At 66.0% G+C, this 18,775-nt stretch carries 29 protein-coding genes and 1 tRNA gene; 5 read left to right on the top strand and 25 right to left on the bottom strand.

Translation table 11 applies throughout. The features are described 5' to 3' along the window. Window positions 1-62 precede the first annotated feature (62 nt). On the top strand, window positions 63-389 hold the full coding sequence (locus INR38_RS09510) for a hypothetical protein (RefSeq protein WP_225971107.1): 327 nt from the start codon (window positions 63-65) through the stop codon (window positions 387-389). A gap of 38 nt (window positions 390-427) precedes the next feature. Then, window positions 428-1,393: a hypothetical protein gene (locus tag INR38_RS09505; RefSeq protein WP_207442810.1), complete on the top strand. Its 966-nt coding sequence runs from the start codon at window positions 428-430 to the stop codon at window positions 1,391-1,393. Between the two features lie 33 nt (window positions 1,394-1,426). Here INR38_RS09505 and INR38_RS09500 read toward each other — a convergent pair whose 3' ends face one another. Beyond that, the gene (locus tag INR38_RS09500; protein WP_207442809.1) at window positions 1,427-1,921 is read right to left on the bottom strand and encodes a hypothetical protein; all 495 of its coding nucleotides are present in this window, start codon (window positions 1,919-1,921) and stop codon (window positions 1,427-1,429) included. Between the two features lie 181 nt (window positions 1,922-2,102). On the opposite strand from INR38_RS09500, the gene INR38_RS09495 reads away from it, so the two are divergent. Continuing rightward, window positions 2,103-2,432, top strand: a complete 330-nt coding sequence (locus INR38_RS09495; RefSeq protein WP_207442808.1) for a hypothetical protein — start codon at window positions 2,103-2,105, stop codon at window positions 2,430-2,432. A gap of 121 nt (window positions 2,433-2,553) precedes the next feature. On the opposite strand, the gene INR38_RS09490 is transcribed toward INR38_RS09495, so the two are convergent. From INR38_RS09490 to INR38_RS09460, 7 genes are all read right to left on the bottom strand, one after another. Continuing rightward, window positions 2,554-3,732 (bottom strand): DUF1501 domain-containing protein, encoded by a 1,179-nt coding sequence (locus INR38_RS09490; RefSeq protein ID WP_207442868.1) that lies wholly within the window; start codon window positions 3,730-3,732, stop codon window positions 2,554-2,556. Window positions 3,733-3,800: 68 nt separating this feature from the next. Then, the gene (locus INR38_RS09485; protein ID WP_207442807.1) at window positions 3,801-5,171 is read right to left on the bottom strand and encodes a DUF1800 domain-containing protein; all 1,371 of its coding nucleotides are present in this window, start codon (window positions 5,169-5,171) and stop codon (window positions 3,801-3,803) included. Window positions 5,172-5,219: 48 nt separating this feature from the next. Next, on the bottom strand, window positions 5,220-5,777 hold the full coding sequence (locus INR38_RS09480) for a periplasmic heavy metal sensor (RefSeq protein WP_242699020.1): 558 nt from the start codon (window positions 5,775-5,777) through the stop codon (window positions 5,220-5,222). A gap of 2 nt (window positions 5,778-5,779) precedes the next feature. Further along, entirely contained in the window at window positions 5,780-6,307 is a 528-nt protein-coding gene (locus INR38_RS09475) for a hypothetical protein (RefSeq protein WP_207442805.1), read from the bottom strand. Further along, complete coding sequence (locus INR38_RS09470; RefSeq protein WP_012206016.1) at window positions 6,304-6,912, bottom strand: RNA polymerase sigma factor; 609 nt, start codon at window positions 6,910-6,912, stop codon at window positions 6,304-6,306. Before INR38_RS09470 ends, INR38_RS09475 begins: the two co-directional genes overlap by 4 nt. A gap of 41 nt (window positions 6,913-6,953) precedes the next feature. Further along, window positions 6,954-7,217 (bottom strand): hypothetical protein, encoded by a 264-nt coding sequence (locus INR38_RS09465; RefSeq protein ID WP_207442804.1) that lies wholly within the window; start codon window positions 7,215-7,217, stop codon window positions 6,954-6,956. Window positions 7,218-7,425: 208 nt separating this feature from the next. Beyond that, a tRNA-Gly gene (locus INR38_RS09460) sits at window positions 7,426-7,499 on the bottom strand. Between the two features lie 206 nt (window positions 7,500-7,705). Between INR38_RS09460 and INR38_RS09455 the strand changes: the two genes are divergently transcribed. Further along, entirely contained in the window at window positions 7,706-8,989 is a 1,284-nt protein-coding gene (locus INR38_RS09455) for an integrase arm-type DNA-binding domain-containing protein (RefSeq protein ID WP_207475934.1), read from the top strand. Here the strand turns inward: INR38_RS09455 and INR38_RS09450 are convergent. The 3 genes from INR38_RS09450 to INR38_RS09440 form a co-directional block, all read right to left on the bottom strand. Then, window positions 8,986-9,300, bottom strand: coding sequence for an AlpA family phage regulatory protein (locus INR38_RS09450; protein ID WP_207475931.1), 315 nt, complete (start codon window positions 9,298-9,300; stop codon window positions 8,986-8,988). The two genes, INR38_RS09455 and INR38_RS09450, sit on opposite strands and share 4 nt — an antisense overlap. Further along, window positions 9,297-9,434 carry a hypothetical protein gene (locus tag INR38_RS09445; protein ID WP_207475929.1) on the bottom strand — a complete coding sequence of 46 codons (138 nt, stop codon included), beginning with the start codon at window positions 9,432-9,434 and terminating at the stop codon, window positions 9,297-9,299. Before INR38_RS09445 ends, INR38_RS09450 begins: the two co-directional genes overlap by 4 nt. An 84-nt stretch (window positions 9,435-9,518) precedes the next feature. Further along, on the bottom strand, window positions 9,519-11,357 hold the full coding sequence (locus INR38_RS09440; protein WP_207475927.1) for a DNA cytosine methyltransferase: 1,839 nt from the start codon (window positions 11,355-11,357) through the stop codon (window positions 9,519-9,521). 91 nt (window positions 11,358-11,448) lie between these two features. Between INR38_RS09440 and INR38_RS09435 the strand changes: the two genes are divergently transcribed. Further along, window positions 11,449-11,712: a hypothetical protein gene (locus tag INR38_RS09435; RefSeq protein WP_207475925.1), complete on the top strand. Its 264-nt coding sequence runs from the start codon at window positions 11,449-11,451 to the stop codon at window positions 11,710-11,712. Here INR38_RS09435 and INR38_RS09430 read toward each other — a convergent pair whose 3' ends face one another. The 14 genes from INR38_RS09430 to INR38_RS09365 form a co-directional block, all read right to left on the bottom strand. Beyond that, window positions 11,713-12,573, bottom strand: coding sequence for a DNA adenine methylase (locus INR38_RS09430; protein ID WP_207475922.1), 861 nt, complete (start codon window positions 12,571-12,573; stop codon window positions 11,713-11,715). Next, a complete protein-coding gene (locus INR38_RS09425) occupies window positions 12,570-12,818 on the bottom strand; it encodes a hypothetical protein (protein WP_207475920.1) in 249 nt (82 codons plus the stop codon). Before INR38_RS09425 ends, INR38_RS09430 begins: the two co-directional genes overlap by 4 nt. Before the next feature lie 333 nt (window positions 12,819-13,151). Then, a complete protein-coding gene (locus INR38_RS09420) occupies window positions 13,152-13,364 on the bottom strand; it encodes a hypothetical protein (protein ID WP_207475918.1) in 213 nt (70 codons plus the stop codon). A gap of 170 nt (window positions 13,365-13,534) precedes the next feature. Then, window positions 13,535-13,825, bottom strand: coding sequence for an H-NS histone family protein (locus INR38_RS09415; RefSeq protein WP_207475943.1), 291 nt, complete (start codon window positions 13,823-13,825; stop codon window positions 13,535-13,537). Window positions 13,826-14,165: 340 nt separating this feature from the next. After that, window positions 14,166-14,348: a hypothetical protein gene (locus INR38_RS09410; RefSeq protein ID WP_207475916.1), complete on the bottom strand. Its 183-nt coding sequence runs from the start codon at window positions 14,346-14,348 to the stop codon at window positions 14,166-14,168. Then, window positions 14,345-14,578 carry a hypothetical protein gene (locus INR38_RS09405; protein WP_207475914.1) on the bottom strand — a complete coding sequence of 78 codons (234 nt, stop codon included), beginning with the start codon at window positions 14,576-14,578 and terminating at the stop codon, window positions 14,345-14,347. The genes INR38_RS09410 and INR38_RS09405 overlap by 4 nt, the downstream gene beginning before the upstream one ends. Window position 14,579: 1 nt before the next feature. Next, window positions 14,580-15,782, bottom strand: a complete 1,203-nt coding sequence (locus tag INR38_RS09400; RefSeq protein ID WP_207475912.1) for a recombination-associated protein RdgC — start codon at window positions 15,780-15,782, stop codon at window positions 14,580-14,582. A 6-nt stretch (window positions 15,783-15,788) separates the two neighbouring features. Next, window positions 15,789-16,202 carry a hypothetical protein gene (locus INR38_RS09395; RefSeq protein WP_207475910.1) on the bottom strand — a complete coding sequence of 138 codons (414 nt, stop codon included), beginning with the start codon at window positions 16,200-16,202 and terminating at the stop codon, window positions 15,789-15,791. 62 nt (window positions 16,203-16,264) lie between these two features. Beyond that, on the bottom strand, window positions 16,265-16,552 hold the full coding sequence (locus tag INR38_RS09390; RefSeq protein ID WP_207475908.1) for a hypothetical protein: 288 nt from the start codon (window positions 16,550-16,552) through the stop codon (window positions 16,265-16,267). A gap of 5 nt (window positions 16,553-16,557) precedes the next feature. Further along, complete coding sequence (locus INR38_RS09385; RefSeq protein ID WP_207475906.1) at window positions 16,558-16,854, bottom strand: hypothetical protein; 297 nt, start codon at window positions 16,852-16,854, stop codon at window positions 16,558-16,560. Window positions 16,855-16,960: 106 nt separating this feature from the next. Continuing rightward, a complete protein-coding gene (locus INR38_RS09380) occupies window positions 16,961-17,272 on the bottom strand; it encodes a hypothetical protein (RefSeq protein ID WP_207475905.1) in 312 nt (103 codons plus the stop codon). Continuing rightward, the gene (locus tag INR38_RS09375; RefSeq protein ID WP_207475904.1) at window positions 17,260-17,457 is read right to left on the bottom strand and encodes a hypothetical protein; all 198 of its coding nucleotides are present in this window, start codon (window positions 17,455-17,457) and stop codon (window positions 17,260-17,262) included. The genes INR38_RS09380 and INR38_RS09375 overlap by 13 nt, the downstream gene beginning before the upstream one ends. Before the next feature lie 258 nt (window positions 17,458-17,715). Further along, a complete protein-coding gene (locus tag INR38_RS09370) occupies window positions 17,716-18,012 on the bottom strand; it encodes an excalibur calcium-binding domain-containing protein (RefSeq protein ID WP_207475903.1) in 297 nt (98 codons plus the stop codon). 370 nt (window positions 18,013-18,382) lie between these two features. Then, a complete protein-coding gene (locus INR38_RS09365) occupies window positions 18,383-18,733 on the bottom strand; it encodes a hypothetical protein (RefSeq protein ID WP_207475902.1) in 351 nt (116 codons plus the stop codon). Window positions 18,734-18,775: the final 42 nt, after the last annotated feature.

Here is an 18,775-nt window from a genome sequence, read left to right as displayed (position 1 = left end):
GTATGCGGGCGGCCGCAAGCCATGGCCTGGCTTGTTTCTCAAGACCCACTCCCTTGTCGCATATGCCACTTCTGCCGCGTTTCAGCCTTGTCCTTGCCTGTCTCGCACTGCCGGCCTTCGTTCACGCCGCAGACTTCGACAAGAAAAACTGCACCTACAAAGGCATCCGCCTCTACGGCAAGGTCCAGATCGTGCACTCCTTTCCCGACATCAAGGTCCAGGCCACCAGCTCTTTCCCGGACCTCAAGGTCAAGGTGGTGGACTCCTTTGCAGACAGTTGCGGGGAGTGGAAGATCGTCACCTCCTTCCCCGACTTCAAGGTCCAGATGGTCAGTTCCTTCCCGGACCTGAAAGTCGACATGGGCAGCTCGTCGCCCGGCGTGCGATAGCCGCCTGGCGCTGTCCAGCATTGCCCCATCGCAGCACCGTGACCTCCTCCACACCCGACGAATTCGAAGCCCTGCACGATCAGGCCTATGCCGACATGGAATGCGGCGCGCTGGCCGAGGCCGCCCAGGCCTTCGAGGCGCTGGCAGCCCACATGCCGGACAACCGCCACTACCACTACATGCTGGGCCTGGCGCGCAAGTACCAGCGCGATTGGCAGCCATCGCTGGACCACAACCTGCGCGCGATTGCACTGGCGGGCGAAGACGATGAAGCCAGCCTCTGGAATGGCGCCATCGCGGCCACGGCGCTGTCCGACTGGGCCACGGCGCGCAGGCTGTGGAAGGCCTGCGGCATCCAGGTGCCCGGCGAGCAGGGCCCCATCGAGGGTGACTACGGCGTGGCCGTGGTGCGCCTGCACCCCTGGCAGGGCGGCGAGACCGTGTTCATGCGCCGCATCGACCCCGTGCGCGCCCAGTTGCTCAATGTGCCGCTGCCCGAAAGCGGCCATCGTTTCGGCGACATCGTGCTGCACGACGGCGCGTCCACCGGCCAGCGGTTCAACGGCCAGCGCGAAGTGCCGGTCTTCAACGAGCTGCAGCGGCTGGAGCCCTCGGCATTCCAGACCTTCGTGGTCTTCATCACCTGCGCCAATGCGCAGGACTTGCAGGAATTGCTGGGTACCGAAGCCCGGGGCATCGGCTATGCCGAGGACTGGACGGCCAGCATCCGCCACTACTGCATGCGCTGCAGCTACGGCACGCCCCACCAGCATGCCGAGGAAGCTTCGCCACGCGAGGGCGAACCGTCCTGGCAGACCGATCGCAACCTGGGCATCGCCGCAGTGGACCGCGCCGCCGTCGATGCCTTGCTCAACGCATGGCAAGCCGGTGGCGCCGGGCGCCGTATCGACGCAGTGCAGACCCGCGAACTGCCCGTGCCCGACGAGGAAGAAAGCTGGGCCTGGTGGGTAGGGCCCGAGGGCGCGGAGGATGAGGCGCCGTAGCTGAGCAATGCGAGCGAGCATGGCCCGCATCGATCACCGACCCTGTGCGCGGGCCCCCTCAAGTCCGGGCGCGTGAAGCCGGACCCTGAAGCCTTCCGACACGCTGTAGCGAGGAATGCCGTGTCCCTCATACCGCCGCATCAGGCCAAGAAAGCGGTGCTTGAGCTGCATGGCCGCGCTGAACTCTTCCCAGGCGATCAGGGCACAGGGTGAGTCGCCGTAGGTACTGCAGATGCGCACCTGGCGCTGGTCCGTCTCCATCTGCGCCCAGCCGTCCTCGCGCAGGCTGACGGCGCGCACCTGAGGATTGCGCAGATCCAGAAGCGCGGCGAGATAGGGCAGGTCCAGGTCGTTGAGCCAGTGGTAGTTGAAGAAGTGGTGCATCACGTCCAGTGCATCGGGCGAGCCCCTGGCCTCGAGATCCATGTGCATGCGTGCGAAGCCATCGCAGACGCTCATGCCCCGCACACGCACGGCGCTCAGCTGGATGTCTTCGGTGGTGTTCTCGCAAGAGAGGGTGTGCTGCATGCTGCCTGGTGAGGTGGGACGGATACGGTGCTTGCCAATGTAGCGTGCACGGCCCCGGATGGACGATGGACTTGCTTGATCCGCGACGGATTGGCCTTGGCCGTGCGTTGAAGTGATGTGGCAAGCCGACATCGGCTTTCTGCAAGCCACGTCCATCCACATCCTTTCAAGGAGAAACACCATGTCCCTGCGCAAAGCCTTCATGCTCGTCATTGCCACTGCTTCGTTGGCCGGCCTCGGCAGCGCCGCATCCGCCGCCACCTGGGACCAGGCCCATCCGCGCCGTGCCGAGGTCAACGGCCGCCTGGCCAACCAGGACCGCCGCATCCACAACGAAGTGCGCAAGGGCGAGATCAGCCATCGCCAGGCGGCTGCGCTGCACCAGCAGGACCGCAAGATCCGCCAGGAAGAACGCCTCATGGCCAGCCAGAACGGCGGTCATATCACGCGCAGCGAGCAGCATGTGCTGAACCAGCAGGAGAACCAGGTCAGCCGTGAGATTGGCCACTGAGCAGGCATTGAGCGGCCACTGCGCGGCCGCCGGTCAGATCTCGCCAGATCTTGCGCACATGACACAAGGGCCGGCCGCCTTGAGGCGCCGGCCCTTTTTCATGTTGGCGTGGGGCCCGCGTTCAGGCTCTCAGCAATGGCGGCAGCGACCGCGCCGGGGCACCGCCTGGCAGGGCATGGCCTTGGGGGAACAGGTTGCGCGCCAGCCGCTGCGGGTCGATGCCGAAGCACTCGCCGGCTGCCGAGGCAATCAGCGCATCGACGCTGGTGGTCGGTTTCAGATCCCGGTTCTCCAATAGCTGGCCGGGCTGCAGGCCAGGCCAGTCGGCCAGCACGCGGCCGCCCTGAACCGCGCCGCCCATCAGCATGGCGACGGCGCCTGTTCCGTGGTCGGTGCCGCCGGTGCCGTTGGCCGCGGCCGTGCGGCCGAACTCGGTGGCCACCAGCACCACGGTCTGCGACCAGGCATCGCCCAGGCCGTCATGCAGCGCCGCAATCAGTGCATCGAGGTTCTTGAGCTGGGCCGCCAGCCGGTTGTTTTGTGCACTGTGCGTGTCCCAGCCGCCGGTTTCGATCATGGCGATGCGCGGCCCGTCCTGGCGGGCAAGAAAGCCGGCTGCCAGCTTGCCCAGGCTGGCGCCATCCAGGCGCGGCCGGTTGTTGCCACCGTCCATGGCCACGCCGCGCGTGTCCATGGCGGAAGTCCAGAGAGCATGCAGCTGCGCATCGCCCTCGTAGAGCCTGGCCACGCGCAGCAGCAGGTCGTCACTGGCCTGGGGCAGGGAGGAAGGCGCGTAGGAGGCCACTTCCGCCGGCCCGCGCAGCGCCATGGGCACGGTGGGCGCGAAGGCAATGGCCTCTTCCCGGTGCGGCAACTGGGCGACCAGGCGGTTGAGCCAGCCGTCCTTGACCTGGTAGGGCGCGCTGCCTCCGGTTTCCAGTACGTTCTGGCCGTCGAAATGCGAGCGGTCGCTGTAGGGCGATGCGACCGCGTGCACGAACAGCGCCTGGCCCTGGGCGTAGAGCCTGCCGGTCTCGGCCAATGAGGGATGCAGCGCGAACATGCCGTCCAGCCGCGTGGCCGCAGCCGTGTCCACGGCGATGGCGCCGCGCAGGCGGGCGTAGCCGGGGTCGGCATAGGGAATCAGGGTCTCCAGCCCGTCGGCCGCGCCGCGCTGGATGATGAACACGAAGCGGCGCTCGGTGGCAGCACGCGCCAGCGCCAGGTGGGGCGCGGCCAGTGCCAGCCCGGTTCCTGCGGCCAGCAGGCCCAGGAAATGTCGGCGATTGCGCCTGGCCATCGTGGTGGCCGCGATCGCCGTGCTGGTCGCGATGTTCGTGGCGGTCGTATGGATCGTGGTCATGGTGTTCACCTGCGCAGGAAGTCGGGCGAGACCAGCAGCAGCGCGAGTGCGCCGCTGCCGCTTTCGGATCGGGCAATGGCCTCGGCCGTGCCCGCGCCCAGTGCATCGCCGGGCAGCAATCGGGGTGCCAGCGCGCGCGCATCGACGCTGTTGCCGGCCTGGGCTGCGAGCCGCTGCGCCAGCTCGACACGGCGCACCAGCGCATCGGGCGCAGCCCAGCTGGCGGCGATGTCGTCGTAGCCGGCCGGCGAACCGGGGCGCCACACCGGCTGGCCGAGCTGGTTGAACAGGCCGGCGGCCTGAGCACCCTTCAACTCGCGCCGGCCCAGTGCGCGCATGGAAGAGACGGCCCATTCCCAGGGTGTCTTGAACTTCGTGGCTGGCGCGGCCCAGGGTTCTGGCGAATCGATCAGCGCGCGGTAGACGGCTGGCAGGTCCCCGCCGCTGCGCTGGTAGGCGGCCGCAAGGCGCTGCACCAGCGCGGGCGGCGGATCGTCGGCGACGAAGTGCCGTGCCAGCTTGGTCGCGACATGGAGCGCGGTAGCGGGGGAGGCCGCCAGGTCGCGCAGGATGGCCAGCGCCTGCTCCTGCCCGCCTGCGGCATAGCTGCGGCCCAGCAGGCGGCGCGGTCCGGGCTCGTGCAATGCCGGTCGGTACTGGAAGCCAGCGCTGGCGGTCGGACTGCCTGCGTCATTGCCCAGGCTCCAGCCGGTGAGCGCGCGGGCGAACTCGGTCACGTCCTGCTGGGTGTAGCCGCTGCGCACGCCCAGGGTGTGCAGCTCCATGATTTCCCGTGCCAGGTTTTCGTTCAGGCCGCGTGTCTTGTCCGGGTTGCGCCGGGCGGCGCGCTGTGCAGCGGGGCTGGCGGGTCCCACCGACTGGGCCTGGTCCAGATAGACCAGCATGGCCGGGTGGCGCACGGCGGCAAGCAGCAGGTCCTCGAATCGGCCCAGCACGTGCGGGCGTATGGCCTCGGCCTCGTAGGCGCCTGCCAGGTCGAGCACCACAGGCTTTTCCACCGAGACCGCGAAGTGGTTCGACCAGAAATGCACCAGGCGTTCCACAAACGGCGCGGGTGTGTCGATGGCGCTGGCCAGGCGCGCGTTCACTGCGTCCAGGTAGCCGCTGCGTGCGCCACGGCGCAACTGCTGGCGGGCGGCGGCGCGCTGGTCTTCAGGCAGGCTGCGCAGCTCGCGCTGCCGGGACTGGTAGTCGGACAGCAGCGCGTCCGTGTCCGTGTGACCGGCCCAGGCAGGGGGCTGGGGCTGGTAGCGCGCGAACTGGTCCAGCAGCCAGCGCTGCGGGTCGGCGGACAGTGCGTCGTCAGGGCGGGCACCCAGGCCGAAGCGGTTCAGGACGATGGCGGCAGAATTCATGGCTTCACCTCGAAAAATCGCGGGCGTGGCGGGCGTGTCCTGTGCTCCTCAGCGCCTGGCCGGAGATGCGGGCACATGGAAGGGGCCTTGCTGCGCTGCCAGCCCCTGCACCAGTGTCTGTCGCTCGGCCGGCGTGAGCTGGGCCGCGAAGTCGACCACGTGCGCTTCCACGCGCTCGCGCACCGCCGTGTCGGCGGCCCGGGTGCGTGCCAATGCAGCGTCGACGGCAGCGCGATCGAACTGCGGCGCAGCCAGCAGTCGAACCACCTCGGCGCGGCCTTCGCGGCTGCCTTGGGTCAGCGCAGCAGCCTCGCGCCGCACTTCACGCAGTCCTGTGCGGAAGGCCTGGCGCCGCTCGGGCGGCAGACCGTCTGCGGCAAAGCGCAGTCCGCGCGCAGTGGCCGGGGAGCCGCCTGCCGGTGCTCCGGTGGGTGTTCCTGTCTGCATGGATGTGGCTATCGACCTGGCCTCGGCCTGGTGTGCCCACCAGCGCCAGGTGCCACCGGCAATGCCGCCCACCAGAAACAGATTCAGCAGGGCAGAGGCCCACAGCCAGCGGCGCAGGTGCGTCGTGCGGGGGGCATCGCCGATGGGGGATTCGTTCATCGTCATTCCTCGCTTCCTTCCACCAAGGCGCCGCCCGTGTCGAAGGCGGTGCCCGGCCACCAGCCGCCTTCGGACTGTGCCGGCCGGGCCGTGGGCAAGGCCGTGCCTATCAGCAAGGCCACGGCCAGGGCGCCTGCGGCCACACCGGCCAGGCCCGCACCGGCGATGCTGGCGCCGGACCACCAGCCATGCCAGGGCTTGCGGCCGCTGGCGCGCACCGGCCGTGCGGGCGCGGTACCACGGGGCTGCGGCCATGCATGTGGCGATGGTTGGCCTGGCGCAGTCGCCAGGCCTGGGCAAGCTTGCAAACCGGCCAGCACCGCGCTTGCCAGCGCTGCGCTGGGGGGCGCGACGGCATGGCTGCCCAGCAGCGTGTCGAGTTCATTCGCACGGGCGAGCAAGGCCCGGGCCGCAGGCGCAAAGGTCGGCTGTTCCATCAGCGCGCGTGCCGCCGCCTGCTCCTGTGCCGGCCAGCGCCGCAGGTCGGCGCCCCAGGCGTCGGCCAATTGTTCAAAGCGATCTGGCGTCATGGCGGTGATCCTCCAGGGTCTGCGGGTGCGGCGATTGCGCTCGTGCTTGCGTCCTGCAGGCGGGCGCGCAAGCTGCGCCGCGCACGGGCCAGCAGGCTTTCCAGGGCATCCACGGAGACGCCCATGAGTGCTGCCGCCTCGGCCTGGGGCAGCGCCTGGTAGTAGTGCAGCACCAGCGCCTCGCGCTGGCGCGGCGGCAATGCATCCAGGGCAGCGGCGACCCGGGCGCTGTGCTGCGCGTGGTCCAGCTGCTGCTCCGGTGTGGGGCCGGGGTCGGCGAAGGCGGCGGCTTCGGCGTGCTCGTCCAGCGCTTCTTCGCGCCGCACCGCGCGCCGGCGGAGCCGGTCGCGGCACAGGTTGAGCACCACCTCATGCAGCCAGGTGTCAAAGCGGGCCTGGCCCGGCCGCCAGTGGCCCACCTGCTGCCAGGCGCGCACCAGGCCTTCCTGCGCCACCTCTTCAGCCTCGGCCCGGTTGCCCAGCAGGCGCTGGGCCAGACCCAGCAGGCGTGGCAGCTTGCGCTCCACCAGTTCGCGGGCGGCCTGCGGCTCACCGCGGGCCAGTCTCGCCAGCAGGTCGGCATCCGGGTCATCGATTTCAGCCAAAGGGCATCGGTGTAGTGGCGGGGCAGCCAGCGTCGCGCGGCTCAACGCCAGCCGCGATGCCAGCCGTAGACCGGATGGTGCCAGCCCCAGCCGTAGCGCGGGTGGTATTGCCACACGAAGCCGACGCTGGGCATCGGATAGGCAGGCGCCACATAGGCGACGCCCGGCGGCACCACATAGGGCCCAGGCGCCACGGGCGCAACAGGCGCTACCACGCAGCCGGCCAGCGCGGCCAGGCTGCCGGCGGCAAGCGCCAGCGCAAGCGGATGGATAGCGCGGCGAACAGTCAAACGCAATGAGGACATGAAAGACTCCTGCATCGGCCACATCAGGCGGCCTTATTGCGTTCAACGCGCGGGCAGCACGGATCCGTTGCGGGGGAGCGAAAAAATGTCGCGGAGAAAAGCGGGGAGAGGTCGGAGGCGGGAGAGATCGGGCCCGCGCGGAAGGCGGTCCGTGGGATATCAGTGGCGGATGTGTATCCGGGACTGATGGACTTTGCTCCAGGAAATCTGGAGCGGGCGAAGGGAATCGAACCCTCATCATGAGCTTGGGAAGCTCAGGTCCTGCCATTGAACGACGCCCGCTTTAGATAAGTCATTGTCAAAGCACGAATTTCTTCGCTAAGTGCTTGTTTTTCTTCGAAATCTCGCGCCGTTTTTGCCGCAAAACTTCAACTTAGCATCCAACGAAATCTATCTACACTTAGGACTTTGGCGTAGGTTTTGGCGTAGGTTTTTGCTCCCTGCGCCTTTGGCAATCAAACCTACGCCATGACTCTGGGGGGATTCTAGTGCTATTCGATTCACGGTCCGCAAAGCAGCTTCAGCCAGGCTCGCATCTGCTAGTCCAGGGGTGTGATGGATTGCGATTGGTCGCGTCCCAATCGCGCAAGACCTGGACCTATCGCTACAAGGATTCTGCTGGCCTCATGAAGCAGGTCAGGCTCGGCCATTGGCCGGAGATGTCGCTGGCTGAAGCCGTTTCGGCTTGGGGAGAAAAGCGCGATGGCCGCAGTGCTGGAGTTGATCCAGTTGCAGCGCGTCGCCAAGCAACCATGGCCAAGAACGGCCCAGCAGTGGCGACAACCGTGCGTGCGCTGCTGGAAGGCTTCCGCGATCACCTGGCGGGGCTGCGTCAAGCCGAGGGCGCGGCCCGGGCTTGGAGCGCTTTGGAGCGAATGCTGGATGAGGAGCCGGAGCTTGCGAGGACAGCGCCGCGTGACGTGACCCGCGCCCAAGCCTACGACGTGCTCGACAAGCGGCGAGACCTTCCTGCGGCAGCCAAGAAGCTACGGGCACTGCTGGGGCAGGCGTGGGATTGGGGGCTCGATGCAGGGAAGATCGATGGCGCGGCGCCGAACTGGTGGCGTAGCCTTCTCAAGGGCCAACTGCGTTCAAAGGGGAAAATCGTCGGGGGGGAGCATGTGGGGTTTCGGCGCCGGGTGCTGTCTCAGGCGGAGCTGCGCAAGCTCCTGCCCTGGGCCCGGGCCAATATGTCGCAGAGCGCGCTGGATGGGCTGCTGCTGTACCTCTACACCGGCATGCGGGGTGTCGAGATTTTTGCATTGCGCACTGAGTACGTGGCGCAGGAGGAGGATGGCTGGTGGATCACGTTCCCCGCCCACCTGCTCAAGATGGAACGGGATGCAGACACTGTGGACCACCGTGTTCCGCTGTTCGGTGAAGCGCTGGAGATCGTGCAGCGCCGCGTAGCCGGAGCATGGGAGGGATGGTTGTTCTTCACAGGCCGGGGTGGGAAGTTCCGGCCGTACCACCGCAACACGTTCTCCAGCTACGTCTATTCGTTGATGCCGGAGTCCGCCAAGGCCAAGCGGCGTGCCGGCGATGGCCTGATCTGTCCTGTGGTGGATTGGTCGCCCCATGCCTTGCGGCGCACTGCGCGCACGCTGCTCAGCGCAATTGATTGCCCGGAGGATGTGGGCGAGGCCATCATCGGCCACAAACCCGGGGTCATGGTGGCCAGCTACAACCTACACACCTTCGATACCCAGAAGCAAGTCTGGGTGAAGCGGCTGTACCAAGCCGTGCGCAAGCTTGAGGGCCTGCCCGCTTAGCCAGGCGGTGGTGGGGCTGACTTGCCGGGCTTCCCTGCGCGGCCGTAGCCGCTGTCTGGCGCCGGCAGGCACTCGGATGGTGGCCGCGACATCACCCAGGCCTCCACCTCTGCAACGATGAAGCCCACGCGGCGCGCACTGAGCTGCCGAGGCCTGGGGAAATCGCCGGTCTGCACCAGCTTTTGTATCTGCGACTCGGACAGATCCACCGCCCTCGCTGCCTCCTGAAGGCTGATCGAGATGGGGCGCATCGTCACGATGGCCAGCGCATCGCCGCCGCTGGCAGCTTCGATTTTTTCTTTCTTGGTCATGGCTTGTTCCTCCAGTGCCTGCGGCTGGTGCCAGGCGTGAAAAGGCCCGCGGGTGCGGGCCAGGTGGGTGGTTCGTCGTTGTCGGGGAGCGGCGCGCGCTTGTCGCGCCAGTTCTTGGGCTTCTTGCTGGCCATGATCAGGTTTCCTTGTTGTCGTGGGCGCGCTCGTAGAACCGCGTCATGGCGGCGGCCAGCGCGTGGCGGGCCGGGTTGGAGGGGTCAGGCGGCCCGCCGCAGTTGCCAGGCCGTGGACTCGGGTGAGTTGAGCGAGACGATTTGCCGCATGGGCACGGGGCTCACGGAGTTGCCCACCATCCGCACCTGGGCGGTTTTCGTCAGGGGCTTGCCAGAGGCCGTCCGGTCGATGACGTAGCCAGGGGGAAAATCCTGGGCGTTGTAGAGCTCGCGAGGCACCAGCATGCGCAGCGTGATGTCCACGATCACCCAGGGCTCGCCCTTGAGCCACACGGTCACGAGCGCCAGGCGGTCGCGCGTGGTGATCGTGGTCATCGGGTCGCGCAGGTCCGCCCACTGGCCACCGCTGGCGTGGTAGCGCATCAGGAAGGCGGCGCAGCGCAGGGCGCCGGCCTCCTGCTCGGGCGACAGGTGGTACTGGATCAGGGCATGGTGCTCGGCCCCGGCCGTGACGGTAGGCACGGGCTCGCGCATGTCGCGGCCCACGCTGTTCCTGCGCAGCGTGCACAGGTGCGCGGCGATCAGCTGTTGCTGGCTGCCGCTGGTGGTCACGGTCGATACGGGGTCGCGCAGGTCGCGGGCCGGTGTGCTGTTGAACCCACCGTTGGCCTGGACCATGAACGCGGATGCCAGGCTTTGCCCGCCGCCGCTGGCCGTCACGGTGCCCAGCGGCCCCCGGATGTCGTTGGAGCCGTGGCTCCAGCGCTTGCCGCCGTCCTTGCCCTCGCCGTGCCCGGCCTGCACCAGGTATGCCGCGCTGACGGCGTGCTTGATGCCGCCGGCCATGACCGTGCCCAGGGGGTGGGACAGATCCAGCACGCGCGGGGCCTGGCCCTTGGCTTCGCCGTAGCCCATCTGGATCAGGGTGGGCGACACCAGGGCGCGGCAGCCACCTTTTTCCGTGGCGATGGTGCTCATGGGTCGGTCGAGCTTTTCGATTTTCCCGCCGTGGGCCATGTTCACGATGAACGGCTGGGGGCTGTTCAGGACGAACTTGTCCAGGCCGTGGGCGATTCGCCGCATGGTGGCCGGCACCAGTTCCTTCTTGCGCCCGAAGATGCTTTGCCCGGGGATGCTCCAGTCGATGCACTCCGCTGCCTGGCGGAATGGCTTCTGGCCCGCTTTCGGGTTCTTCCAGTGCGTCTGCGCCGGCCACACGATGGGCAGGCCGTCGCGGCGCGCGATCAGGTAGAGTCGTGTGCGGGTGCTGCGGGAGCCCAGGGTGGCGTTGCAGATCACCCGCCATTCCACCTTGTAGCCCAGGTCGCGCAGCGCCTGGATGAAGTGGCGCCAGTTGCGGCCCTTGTGCTTGGGGTTCGGCACCAGGAACTGATTGCCACGCGGCACCACCTCGCCGGGTTCGGCCACGCGGAAGGTGGCTTTGCCCGTGGCAGGGTCCGTGATGCGGTCCAGCGTGATGGCGCGGCCGGTGGCGGGATCGCGCTTCGCAATCAGCGGAGACCACTGCATCATCTGTTCGACGTTCTCCAGCGTGATGACGTCGGGCTGGGTCTTGCCGGCCCAGCGGATGACGATCCACGCGAGCGACCGGATTTCCCCATTGCGCGGCTGGCCGCCCAGGGCCTGGCTGTGGTGTGTGCAGTCCGGGGATGCGTGCAGCAGGCCCACCAGCTCGCCCTTGGTCACGGACAGCGGGTCCACCTCGCGGATGTCGGCGCGGTAGTGCTTGGTCTGCGGGTGGTTGACTTCATGCATGCCGATGGCGTCGGCATCGTGGTTGACGGCGGCATCGACCGGGCGGCCGATGGCCTGCTCGATGCCTGTCGATGCGCCGCCGCCGCCGGCAAACAGATCGATCACAAGCTTGGCCGCGAGTGGTAGGAGAAATTGAGGGGTGAGCATGCTGGTCCTCAGAAACAGAAAAGCCCGCTCAGGGGCGGGCTTAGGGTGAAGTGGAGGGGGTAGGATCTGAGCTCCAAATGGAGGATCGACCATGAGCAATAGCACCGAACCGGTGAGTCTGAACCCCTGGCGTGAGGGGGAATACTGGGTGTATGCCGATGCGGAGCGAATGCCAAAAGGTGGCTGGGCCGGATTTTTTCGGATTGACCACCACCCAGAAGGTCAGCCCCTGGTGAAGACGGTCATGTCGCGAAGGATAGTGAGCCACGAGGGGCACAAGACGGCGGACCTTGCCCGGCTGCACGCCATTTCCTATGGGCAGCAATTCATTCGGTCAGCCCTGGGAGAGGTCTGACTAGATCCCGAGCGCTTGCTGGATGGCGGGCGGCGTGGCCAGGCGCTGCTGGCACGCGGCGTTGAGCCACAGCACTTCGGTCTTGACCGCTGTGCCACGGCCGGCAGAGATGCGGGCGCCCGTGGTGTGGACCTGCCAGTCGGCCAGCTCGCGCTCGTACAGCGCCGATGGGTAGCCGCTAAGCACGACCATGCCCTGCAGGCTGCGCAGCACGGCCAGCAGCTCCAAGTGCTGCTCATCGGTCATCTCGTGCCTGTAGCAGCCCTGGGCCACGTTGCGCAGTGAGCGCGTGCTGAAGACATAGGGCGGGTCCACGAAGTGCAGCGTGTCGGCGGTGTCGTGCTGTTGCATGACCTCGATCGCGGGCCTGTTCTCGATCAGCACGCCCTGCAGGCGTTCGATGATGGGCGGCAGCTGGCCTGGGTAGCGGCTCCAGAGGTGCTGTGCCGTGCCGTAGGGCCGGGCAGTGTCGATGCGAAACCCCGTCACGCCCTTGGTGGCGCCGGCCGAGCCAAAGCCCATGCATGCCCGCACGGCGGTGCGCCTGGCGCGCTCCACGGGCTCGTCGCAGTCTTGATAAGACAGGTCGAACTCGGCCCGCGCGTATGGCGTGAGGTGCAGCAACTGGATGAGCCGTTCGGACTGGCCAGGGTCGCGCAGCACGCGGAAGAAGTTGGCGATGTCGTCGTCCAGATCGTTGTAGACCTCGGCGTAGGCCCGGGGTTTCTGCAGCAGCACGCCGGCCGCGCCGCCGAAGGGCTCGACGTAGCAGCGGTGCTCGGGGAAGTGCTGGAGCACCCAGGGCGCCAGCCGGAACTTGGCGCCGTTGTAGCGCAGGGCGGGGGATGTGACTTTGCTCATGCGCTGACCGCCTCAGCCATCCGGGCGGCCGCGCGCTGCAGCCTGGCGTTGAACCAGCGGCGCAGCACGTATTGGCGAGTGATTGAGATGGCTGTGTAGATCAGGCTGATGGCCACGTTCTCCCCTGCTGAGGGCGCGAAGCCGAATCGGGGGAACACCAGGGCGTTTGCCACGATGCTGACCAGCAGCCCGATGGCCACGTTCATCAGGGTCTCGATCAGCGAGCCCAGGCGGGTTTGGTTCATGGGAGGCTCCAGAAACGACAAAGCCAGCTCGGTGGCTGGCTTTGGAAGGGGAGGTATCAGGACAGCGCCCATGCGCTGTGCTCATGCCTCGAAAAAAAGCCACTATTTAGTGGCTTTGATTTGGCTAACGAAGATTTTCTATTTGTTTAATTAGGCATCTCGATTTATTTGCTTTTCTTCTTCATAAATCCTCCGATCCTCTCTCGATAACGAATCACTCTTCTTTTTGCTATCAATCGCTTCTATCTGGACGCCTGGAGAAAAGATACTCTTGACAGAATCCCAGAAGACTTCCCAAGGGGTGCGAGGTTGCGAAAGCATATTGAACTCCAATCATCGCCCATTAAGGTAGGGCGGAGGTGTTTCCTGCTGTACACCAGCATCCAGATCTATCAGCGATTCCGTGTCCCAGTCGCTGCGCATTTTTTTGCGTGGCGGGTCAGGAGTGCGGAAATAGTCATCGTTAGATACAGCATGACTATCAACATCTGGAAGAGAGGATTTATGGCGACGGTTTAATGAATCCTTTGTGTCTTTGAATTTCATGTGGACCTCCGGTCCTGTGCGCGTTGACCGAAAATGACCAACTTTTTCACACTACTCTGATTTGCTGAGTAAAACCGTTTGGGTAACAACAATTACCTATATGTAGAAGCGCATCAGGGGCAGCGAAAAGCCTCGGGAGGGAGCGCTTCTCGCGCCCTGTGCTCATACCCTCAGGAAATGATCAGGAAACTTTCCCGGACCTTCCCACTGATCCAGTTCGGCGGCTTGCCGCGGCCCGTCCAGGTGGCGCCGGTGGCGGGGTCGCGATACTTCGGGGCGCTCACGCTGCCCTTGGCCTTCTTGCCCTGGGCCGGGAAGACATCGGCAGCGGTCAGGCCGTGCTCCTGGATCAGCGCGCGGGCCGCGGCGACGGCTTGTGCCTTGGCCTCTGCCTGAGCAGCTGCGATCTGGGCTTCGAGTTCGGCCTTGCGGGCCAGTAGGTCCTGATATGTAGAGGTCATGGTCATGGATTGCGCTGTGGCGCTGTTGAGGTAAATTTGCTCCCACCAATCAACACTGGAGCAATGAAGGAGCGGGGGCTATGGATGTTCGGATCACCGAAGCGGAACTCGATTTCGCCGATGTTCAGTTCGTTCGGCGAGTTCTTCTTGTAAGGCGCGAGGGCGAAGACCCAGGGGTCTCCGTCTACGAAGTCGGCGCTTTGGCTCCGCCAGGGCCACCGCCGTCGGATGACGATGCAGCCCGGTTTCACATGCTGCTGGTGGAAGTGGAGGAGCCGGAGCACGCAGGCACTCAGGTGCGTGTGCGCTCTAAGTTCTTGGAGCGCTTGCACGTATAGCTTCAATGCCCGCAGGGCAGGGAATCGCCGCGGCGGTGGTCGTCGGGCAGCTCAGCGCCGCAGCCGAAGCAGTGCGTGGGCTTCTGCTCTTCCCACCACAGTGCACGGGCACGTTCGGCGGCGCGGCGCGCGGCCGGCAGATCGCGCTCGGCGCGTGTAGGCTGGTGTTCGGTGTCTTGGTTCATGCTGTCGAGGCAGTGGCCCCCGGGCGCTGCATCCAGATGCTGGCGAGCACATCGGTGGCGCGCGGGCGGGAGGGGTTGCGGATGCGATAGCGGCGGTACTTGTCACACACGCAGGCGTTGCACTGGTCGGCCAGCCCGTCGGGGCTTTTGACCAGGGCGCGGAAGAAGCCCACGTCGGCGGGCCAGGGCTCGCCGCAGGTGGTGCAGACCTTTTCGGAGGCGGTGGCCATGTCAGAACGGCACATCACCTGCCTGCAGGCCAGGAGCTCCAACGGCTTTCACGCCATGTCCTTGTCCTGGGAGGACAGACCTACGGCCATCAGCGTCCTGCGCGGAAACCACGCCCTCCTTCTCCATGCGCTCCAGCAGACGGGCCGCGCGGTTGTAGCCGATGCGCAGGTGCCTCTGCAAAAAGGAGATCGACGGTTTGAGGTGCTGGTGCACCAGTCCCGCCGCCTGCTGATAAATCGGGTCCGGGCCGTCCGCCTCATAGTGCGCGGCTGGCTCGGACGACGCAGCGAGCGATGCCGGCAGGGCTTGCTCCACGCCTGTTCGACCCTCGCCGCCCAGCGCTTCAATCAGGGCGGGGATGAGCTTCGACAGCTCGCCCGTCGTGATCGCCACGTCGGCATCGAAACCGCCATCGCCATCCTTGGATTCGGTCACGACATCCAGCATCGCAACCTTGCGCAGCTGCAGGCCTTGGGTCAGCACGAAGCTCACGCGGTCGTCCCAGGTCATGGCGACGCGCGTGGGCAGTTTCCCGTGCTCGATGTGCTGCTGCACCTCGGCGATGTCCAGCGGGTGGCGTCCGTAGCGCACCACGGCCTTGGATTCGTCGGCGGCCTTGAGCTCGCATTCGCGGTCAATCGAAAAACCGGCCGGGCTCTCCTGCGTGGTCAGCCAGTGCGCCATGGCGGCCTGGGCGCTGGTCTGCGTATCGACCAGGGCCAGCGCAAAGCCTGTGAGGCCCTCCACCAGCGAGCTGACCACCTCATCGGCGCGCGCCTGGCTGCCCGTGTCCAGCACCAGGGTGCGGGCCTGCGGGTCCAGCCAGACCCACATGGCGCCCTGCTTGGTGAAGGCCATGGGCAGCAGGTCCAGCTTGGCCTCGTCCTTGAGGTCCTTCTTTTCCTTCTTGCCGGGCTTGCGGCCTTCGGTGGCCTCGATGTGGGCAGCCTTTTCGTTGACGCGGCGGTTGAGCACGCTGGCCGGCAGCATCTTGGCCTCGGTCATGAAGCGCATCACCCACTGATTGGCCACGGACTCGGCCAGCGGGCCATGGGGCTCGCCGCGCGGCGGCACCCAGCCGGCGCTGCGCTCCTGCGTGGCGCCGCACTCAGCAAACGGCGACTTGGCCAGGGCGGCCTCGACGGCCTGCAGGTCAGGAGACCAGGAATCGGCGATTCGGTAAATGATCAGGTTCGTAAGCACGGTGTGTCAGGCGAGGGATTTCGGATGCTTGGGCAGACAGCCCAGGCGGTTTGCTTCTGTGTCGGTCCAAGTCGCGTGGCCCAGCAACAGGGTGTGGGCCTGGGTGGCCAGGGCCAGGTTGGGTTGCACGCGCTTTGACTGGGACACGAGCAGGTCCAGCAGCTTGGTATAGGCGCGGGTCTTGAGAATCCCCCAGCCGCCGAACTCGGGCGGCATGCGCTTCACCATTTGCTCGGCCTGGATCTCTATGCCCTTCACGGCTTCCTTGTGAACGAGCTTGGCCTCGTTGCGCAGCTGGGCAGCCTCGCCCGAAAGTGCTTTCGCGCGTGCACGCAGGTTGTAGGCTTCGACGGCGCGTTTTTCGGCCTTAGCTTCAACGCGCAGAGCGGCGGCCTCGGTGGCCTTGGCCTTGGCACGCATGATCATTTCTTGCGCGTAGAGATCTGCCGGTGTTTGCGACATGGGGTTCTCCAAACGGTGGGTTACAGGGCGCCGCCTTCGGTGTCGTCGGCGGGCAGGTGCTGGATGGCGGGTGCAGGAGGCGCTGGCGCACGCGGCGCAGGCCCGGCCAGGAATTCCTCGCGCTTGGCATACAGCTGGTCGATCAGGGCGTCGGCCAGGCGGGGCAGGTCGCGGGCGTTCATCAGCACTGCGTTGCGGTCCTTCTCGAAGGGCACGCCCAGGGCCACGAGGTTTGCGGCGCTGAGCTGCAGCACGGGTGCGAAGGCGGCGCAGATCTGCGAGAGGTTGAGCTTCTCGGGGTTCGGCATGGCGATCAGTGGGCCTGTGCCTTCGCCTGGGATTCGCGCATCGCCTGGTAGCCGGCGAGCATCGGTTCGAGCTGCTGACGCAGATCCACGCCGGGCTCCAGGTTCGCGCCGATGCTGGCCAGGGCGCATCCCATGGCATATAGCCCGCCATAGACGGCGAACGCGTTGCCATTGCGCTGGCCGTAGCCGCTCAGGATTTCGATGATGGGTTCGGCCACATGCGTCATTGCATGGGCGTGGTGGTTGGACGTGATTTCGCGGGTGACGCGCGCGCCTTCGATGGGGTCCGTGGAATGGCTCATGAGCTGGTGCTCCAGGTTCAGAAAAGGGGTGCTCCGGAAATGGCGACCGCAGCAGCAATGCAGAAGGCCGAGTAGGCCGACCAGAGGAAAAAGCCGAAAAGTTTGCTCATGGCACCTCGCGCAGGCATTCCATGGATTGCGGGCCGATCCAGACCACGGCATGGCGGGGCGGGCAGGCCTGGGCGGCGCTGTGCGCGCGCTGCACGTCCGCTGCGCTGGCCACGGGTTCCTGGGCCGCTCCGGCATCCGCGCAGGCGCTGAGCACCAAGGCCGAGAGCACGACCAAGCACAGCAGAAGCCAGCCGCCGGGCGTGGGCGTAGGGCCTGGCTTGACCACAGGACCAGGGCGGGAGGCAGTGCGCAGAAAGCGCGCGTCGGGGTCAGGATTGAAGGGCTCGGATGGGATCACTCGTTGCATTTGGGCTCTCCAGAAACAGCAATCCCGCCAGAGGGCGGGATCGGGGTGGTGGCTGCTTGCCGCTGCAGGCGCTGAGCCTCCTGCTCGGCAATGAGGCGCTCTTCTTCGCGCCAGTCGGCATAGGTCTGAGGCTCATACGCGACGCGGCCGCGTTCGCCGCGCAGGCGGTTGAATCTGGATCTCATGGTGAACCTCAAAAAAGCGCCCGCCCCAACATTGCTGCAGGGCGGGCCAAGTGCCGCACAAGGCGACCCACGAAACAAAAAAGGCCCTGCAACTGGTGAAGCTGCAGGGCCTTGGTGGAAAGTGCCGATGCCTTGAAGGCGTGCCTGGGAATTAGAGAGGGAGGGAGGAGGAACCCAGGCTCGGCGTGAAACTGTTGAAGTCAGTATGGCCCGGACATGATCAGGAAAACATGTACAGGAGGTAAAAGATCGTTGGCATCAGTTGCAGAGTTGACGCTCGCAAGGGATGCCATCGTTGTCCCCGTCCATCTTCGTGTTGGGGCAGTTGCGTAAGAAGAATTTTGCCTCCTCGCAGGAGGTCATCTGCGAGCAGTGCGTGCGCCCGTCGCAGGTGTATTTGGGCGTGCTGGAGGCGCTGCTGCCGATATCGATACTGCGCGTGCGTGGCTCGGTGAGCAGCAGGGTTGGTGATAGGCCGCCAGTCTTGGCTTGATATGCCGTGTACGCTTTCCAGGCCGCCACCGCGAGCAGCACGTAAACAATGAGCCTCAGCATTGAATGCCCCTCTCTTGTTGTGATTGATATGGCGGGCATCGTATCGCAGTCGGAAATGAAGATGGCCGGCCGTATTCGCCCCGGCTTTCCCTCTACAACGGTTTGGCAAGACTCTCACTGCTTGCAGGCGGGCAAATGCCTGTCACGATTGGCCATCACAGATAAGGACCGGATGCGATCCCGGCACAGAAGCGAGCGCTGTTTTTCATGGCAGCCGTCTGGCCCTCGCGGGTACGGCCTAGGAAGTCTGTCGCTCCGGTTGCTCCCATTCCCCGCGCGTCGCCCGCGCATTCCCCATCTGTGATGGCCCCGGCACGTGGCCGGGGGGCGTTTGGATCCCGCAGTCAATCCGCTCAATCGGGATTGAAGATCACAGCGCTAGGCGCCGCTCCAGGTCCTGCAGGGCTGCGCAGGATTCGCGCAGTTGGTCCGACAGGTCTTCGACGTGGCCCACCAGCGGGGCAGGCGTGGCGGGCAGGGGGCCTTTAACAGCGCGGTTGCTGTCGATGCCCAGCGGGTTTAGCACAGGGCCCAGCCGCGTGGTCAGGCGCTGGATGGTTGCCTGGAGGTCGCGCACATTGACCGAAACCTGGCCGATCGCGGAATCGACCTGACTGATGGTTTGGGCCTGGGCGGCATCGTATTGCGCCGAGATGCTGTCCGAGGCCTGAGCTGCTTGGCCGTGGCGAATGCCGCTGTTGAAATGGTCACGTTGATTCACGGTGGTCTCTCCTGTGGTGGTGGCGGAAACAAAAGAGGCCTC

Origin of the sequence: Delftia sp. SD018, assembly GCF_017355445.1 — a bacterium.
GTDB classification, from domain to species: domain Bacteria; phylum Pseudomonadota; class Gammaproteobacteria; order Burkholderiales; family Burkholderiaceae_C; genus Comamonas; species Comamonas acidovorans.
Note: the sequence above shows the minus strand (reverse complement) of the source record. Positions and strands in the feature narration are given on the sequence as shown.

Excerpts from the sequence above, each read along its gene's own strand:
- INR38_RS09510 (WP_225971107.1), top strand. The coding sequence starts at position 63 with ATGCCACTTCTGCCGCGTTTCAGCCTTGTCCTTGCCTGTCTCGCACTG.
- INR38_RS09500 (WP_207442809.1), bottom strand. The coding sequence starts at position 1,921 with ATGCAGCACACCCTCTCTTGCGAGAACACCACCGAAGACATCCAGCTG.
- INR38_RS09495 (WP_207442808.1), top strand. The coding sequence starts at position 2,103 with ATGTCCCTGCGCAAAGCCTTCATGCTCGTCATTGCCACTGCTTCGTTG.
- INR38_RS09490 (WP_207442868.1), bottom strand. The coding sequence starts at position 3,732 with ATGGCCAGGCGCAATCGCCGACATTTCCTGGGCCTGCTGGCCGCAGGA.
- INR38_RS09485 (WP_207442807.1), bottom strand. The coding sequence starts at position 5,171 with ATGAATTCTGCCGCCATCGTCCTGAACCGCTTCGGCCTGGGTGCCCGC.
- INR38_RS09480 (WP_242699020.1), bottom strand. The coding sequence starts at position 5,777 with ATGAACGAATCCCCCATCGGCGATGCCCCCCGCACGACGCACCTGCGC.
- INR38_RS09475 (WP_207442805.1), bottom strand. The coding sequence starts at position 6,307 with ATGACGCCAGATCGCTTTGAACAATTGGCCGACGCCTGGGGCGCCGAC.
- INR38_RS09465 (WP_207442804.1), bottom strand. The coding sequence starts at position 7,217 with ATGTCCTCATTGCGTTTGACTGTTCGCCGCGCTATCCATCCGCTTGCG.
- INR38_RS09450 (WP_207475931.1), bottom strand. The coding sequence starts at position 9,300 with ATGACCAAGAAAGAAAAAATCGAAGCTGCCAGCGGCGGCGATGCGCTG.
- INR38_RS09445 (WP_207475929.1), bottom strand. The coding sequence starts at position 9,434 with ATGGCCAGCAAGAAGCCCAAGAACTGGCGCGACAAGCGCGCGCCGCTC.
- INR38_RS09440 (WP_207475927.1), bottom strand. The coding sequence starts at position 11,357 with ATGCTCACCCCTCAATTTCTCCTACCACTCGCGGCCAAGCTTGTGATC.
- INR38_RS09435 (WP_207475925.1), top strand. The coding sequence starts at position 11,449 with ATGAGCAATAGCACCGAACCGGTGAGTCTGAACCCCTGGCGTGAGGGG.
- INR38_RS09430 (WP_207475922.1), bottom strand. The coding sequence starts at position 12,573 with ATGAGCAAAGTCACATCCCCCGCCCTGCGCTACAACGGCGCCAAGTTC.
- INR38_RS09425 (WP_207475920.1), bottom strand. The coding sequence starts at position 12,818 with ATGAACCAAACCCGCCTGGGCTCGCTGATCGAGACCCTGATGAACGTG.
- INR38_RS09420 (WP_207475918.1), bottom strand. The coding sequence starts at position 13,364 with ATGAAATTCAAAGACACAAAGGATTCATTAAACCGTCGCCATAAATCC.
- INR38_RS09415 (WP_207475943.1), bottom strand. The coding sequence starts at position 13,825 with ATGACCTCTACATATCAGGACCTACTGGCCCGCAAGGCCGAACTCGAA.
- INR38_RS09410 (WP_207475916.1), bottom strand. The coding sequence starts at position 14,348 with ATGAACCAAGACACCGAACACCAGCCTACACGCGCCGAGCGCGATCTG.
- INR38_RS09405 (WP_207475914.1), bottom strand. The coding sequence starts at position 14,578 with ATGGCCACCGCCTCCGAAAAGGTCTGCACCACCTGCGGCGAGCCCTGG.
- INR38_RS09395 (WP_207475910.1), bottom strand. The coding sequence starts at position 16,202 with ATGCGTGCCAAGGCCAAGGCCACCGAGGCCGCCGCTCTGCGCGTTGAA.
- INR38_RS09390 (WP_207475908.1), bottom strand. The coding sequence starts at position 16,552 with ATGCCGAACCCCGAGAAGCTCAACCTCTCGCAGATCTGCGCCGCCTTC.
- INR38_RS09385 (WP_207475906.1), bottom strand. The coding sequence starts at position 16,854 with ATGAGCCATTCCACGGACCCCATCGAAGGCGCGCGCGTCACCCGCGAA.
- INR38_RS09380 (WP_207475905.1), bottom strand. The coding sequence starts at position 17,272 with ATGCAACGAGTGATCCCATCCGAGCCCTTCAATCCTGACCCCGACGCG.
- INR38_RS09375 (WP_207475904.1), bottom strand. The coding sequence starts at position 17,457 with ATGAGATCCAGATTCAACCGCCTGCGCGGCGAACGCGGCCGCGTCGCG.
- INR38_RS09370 (WP_207475903.1), bottom strand. The coding sequence starts at position 18,012 with ATGCTGAGGCTCATTGTTTACGTGCTGCTCGCGGTGGCGGCCTGGAAA.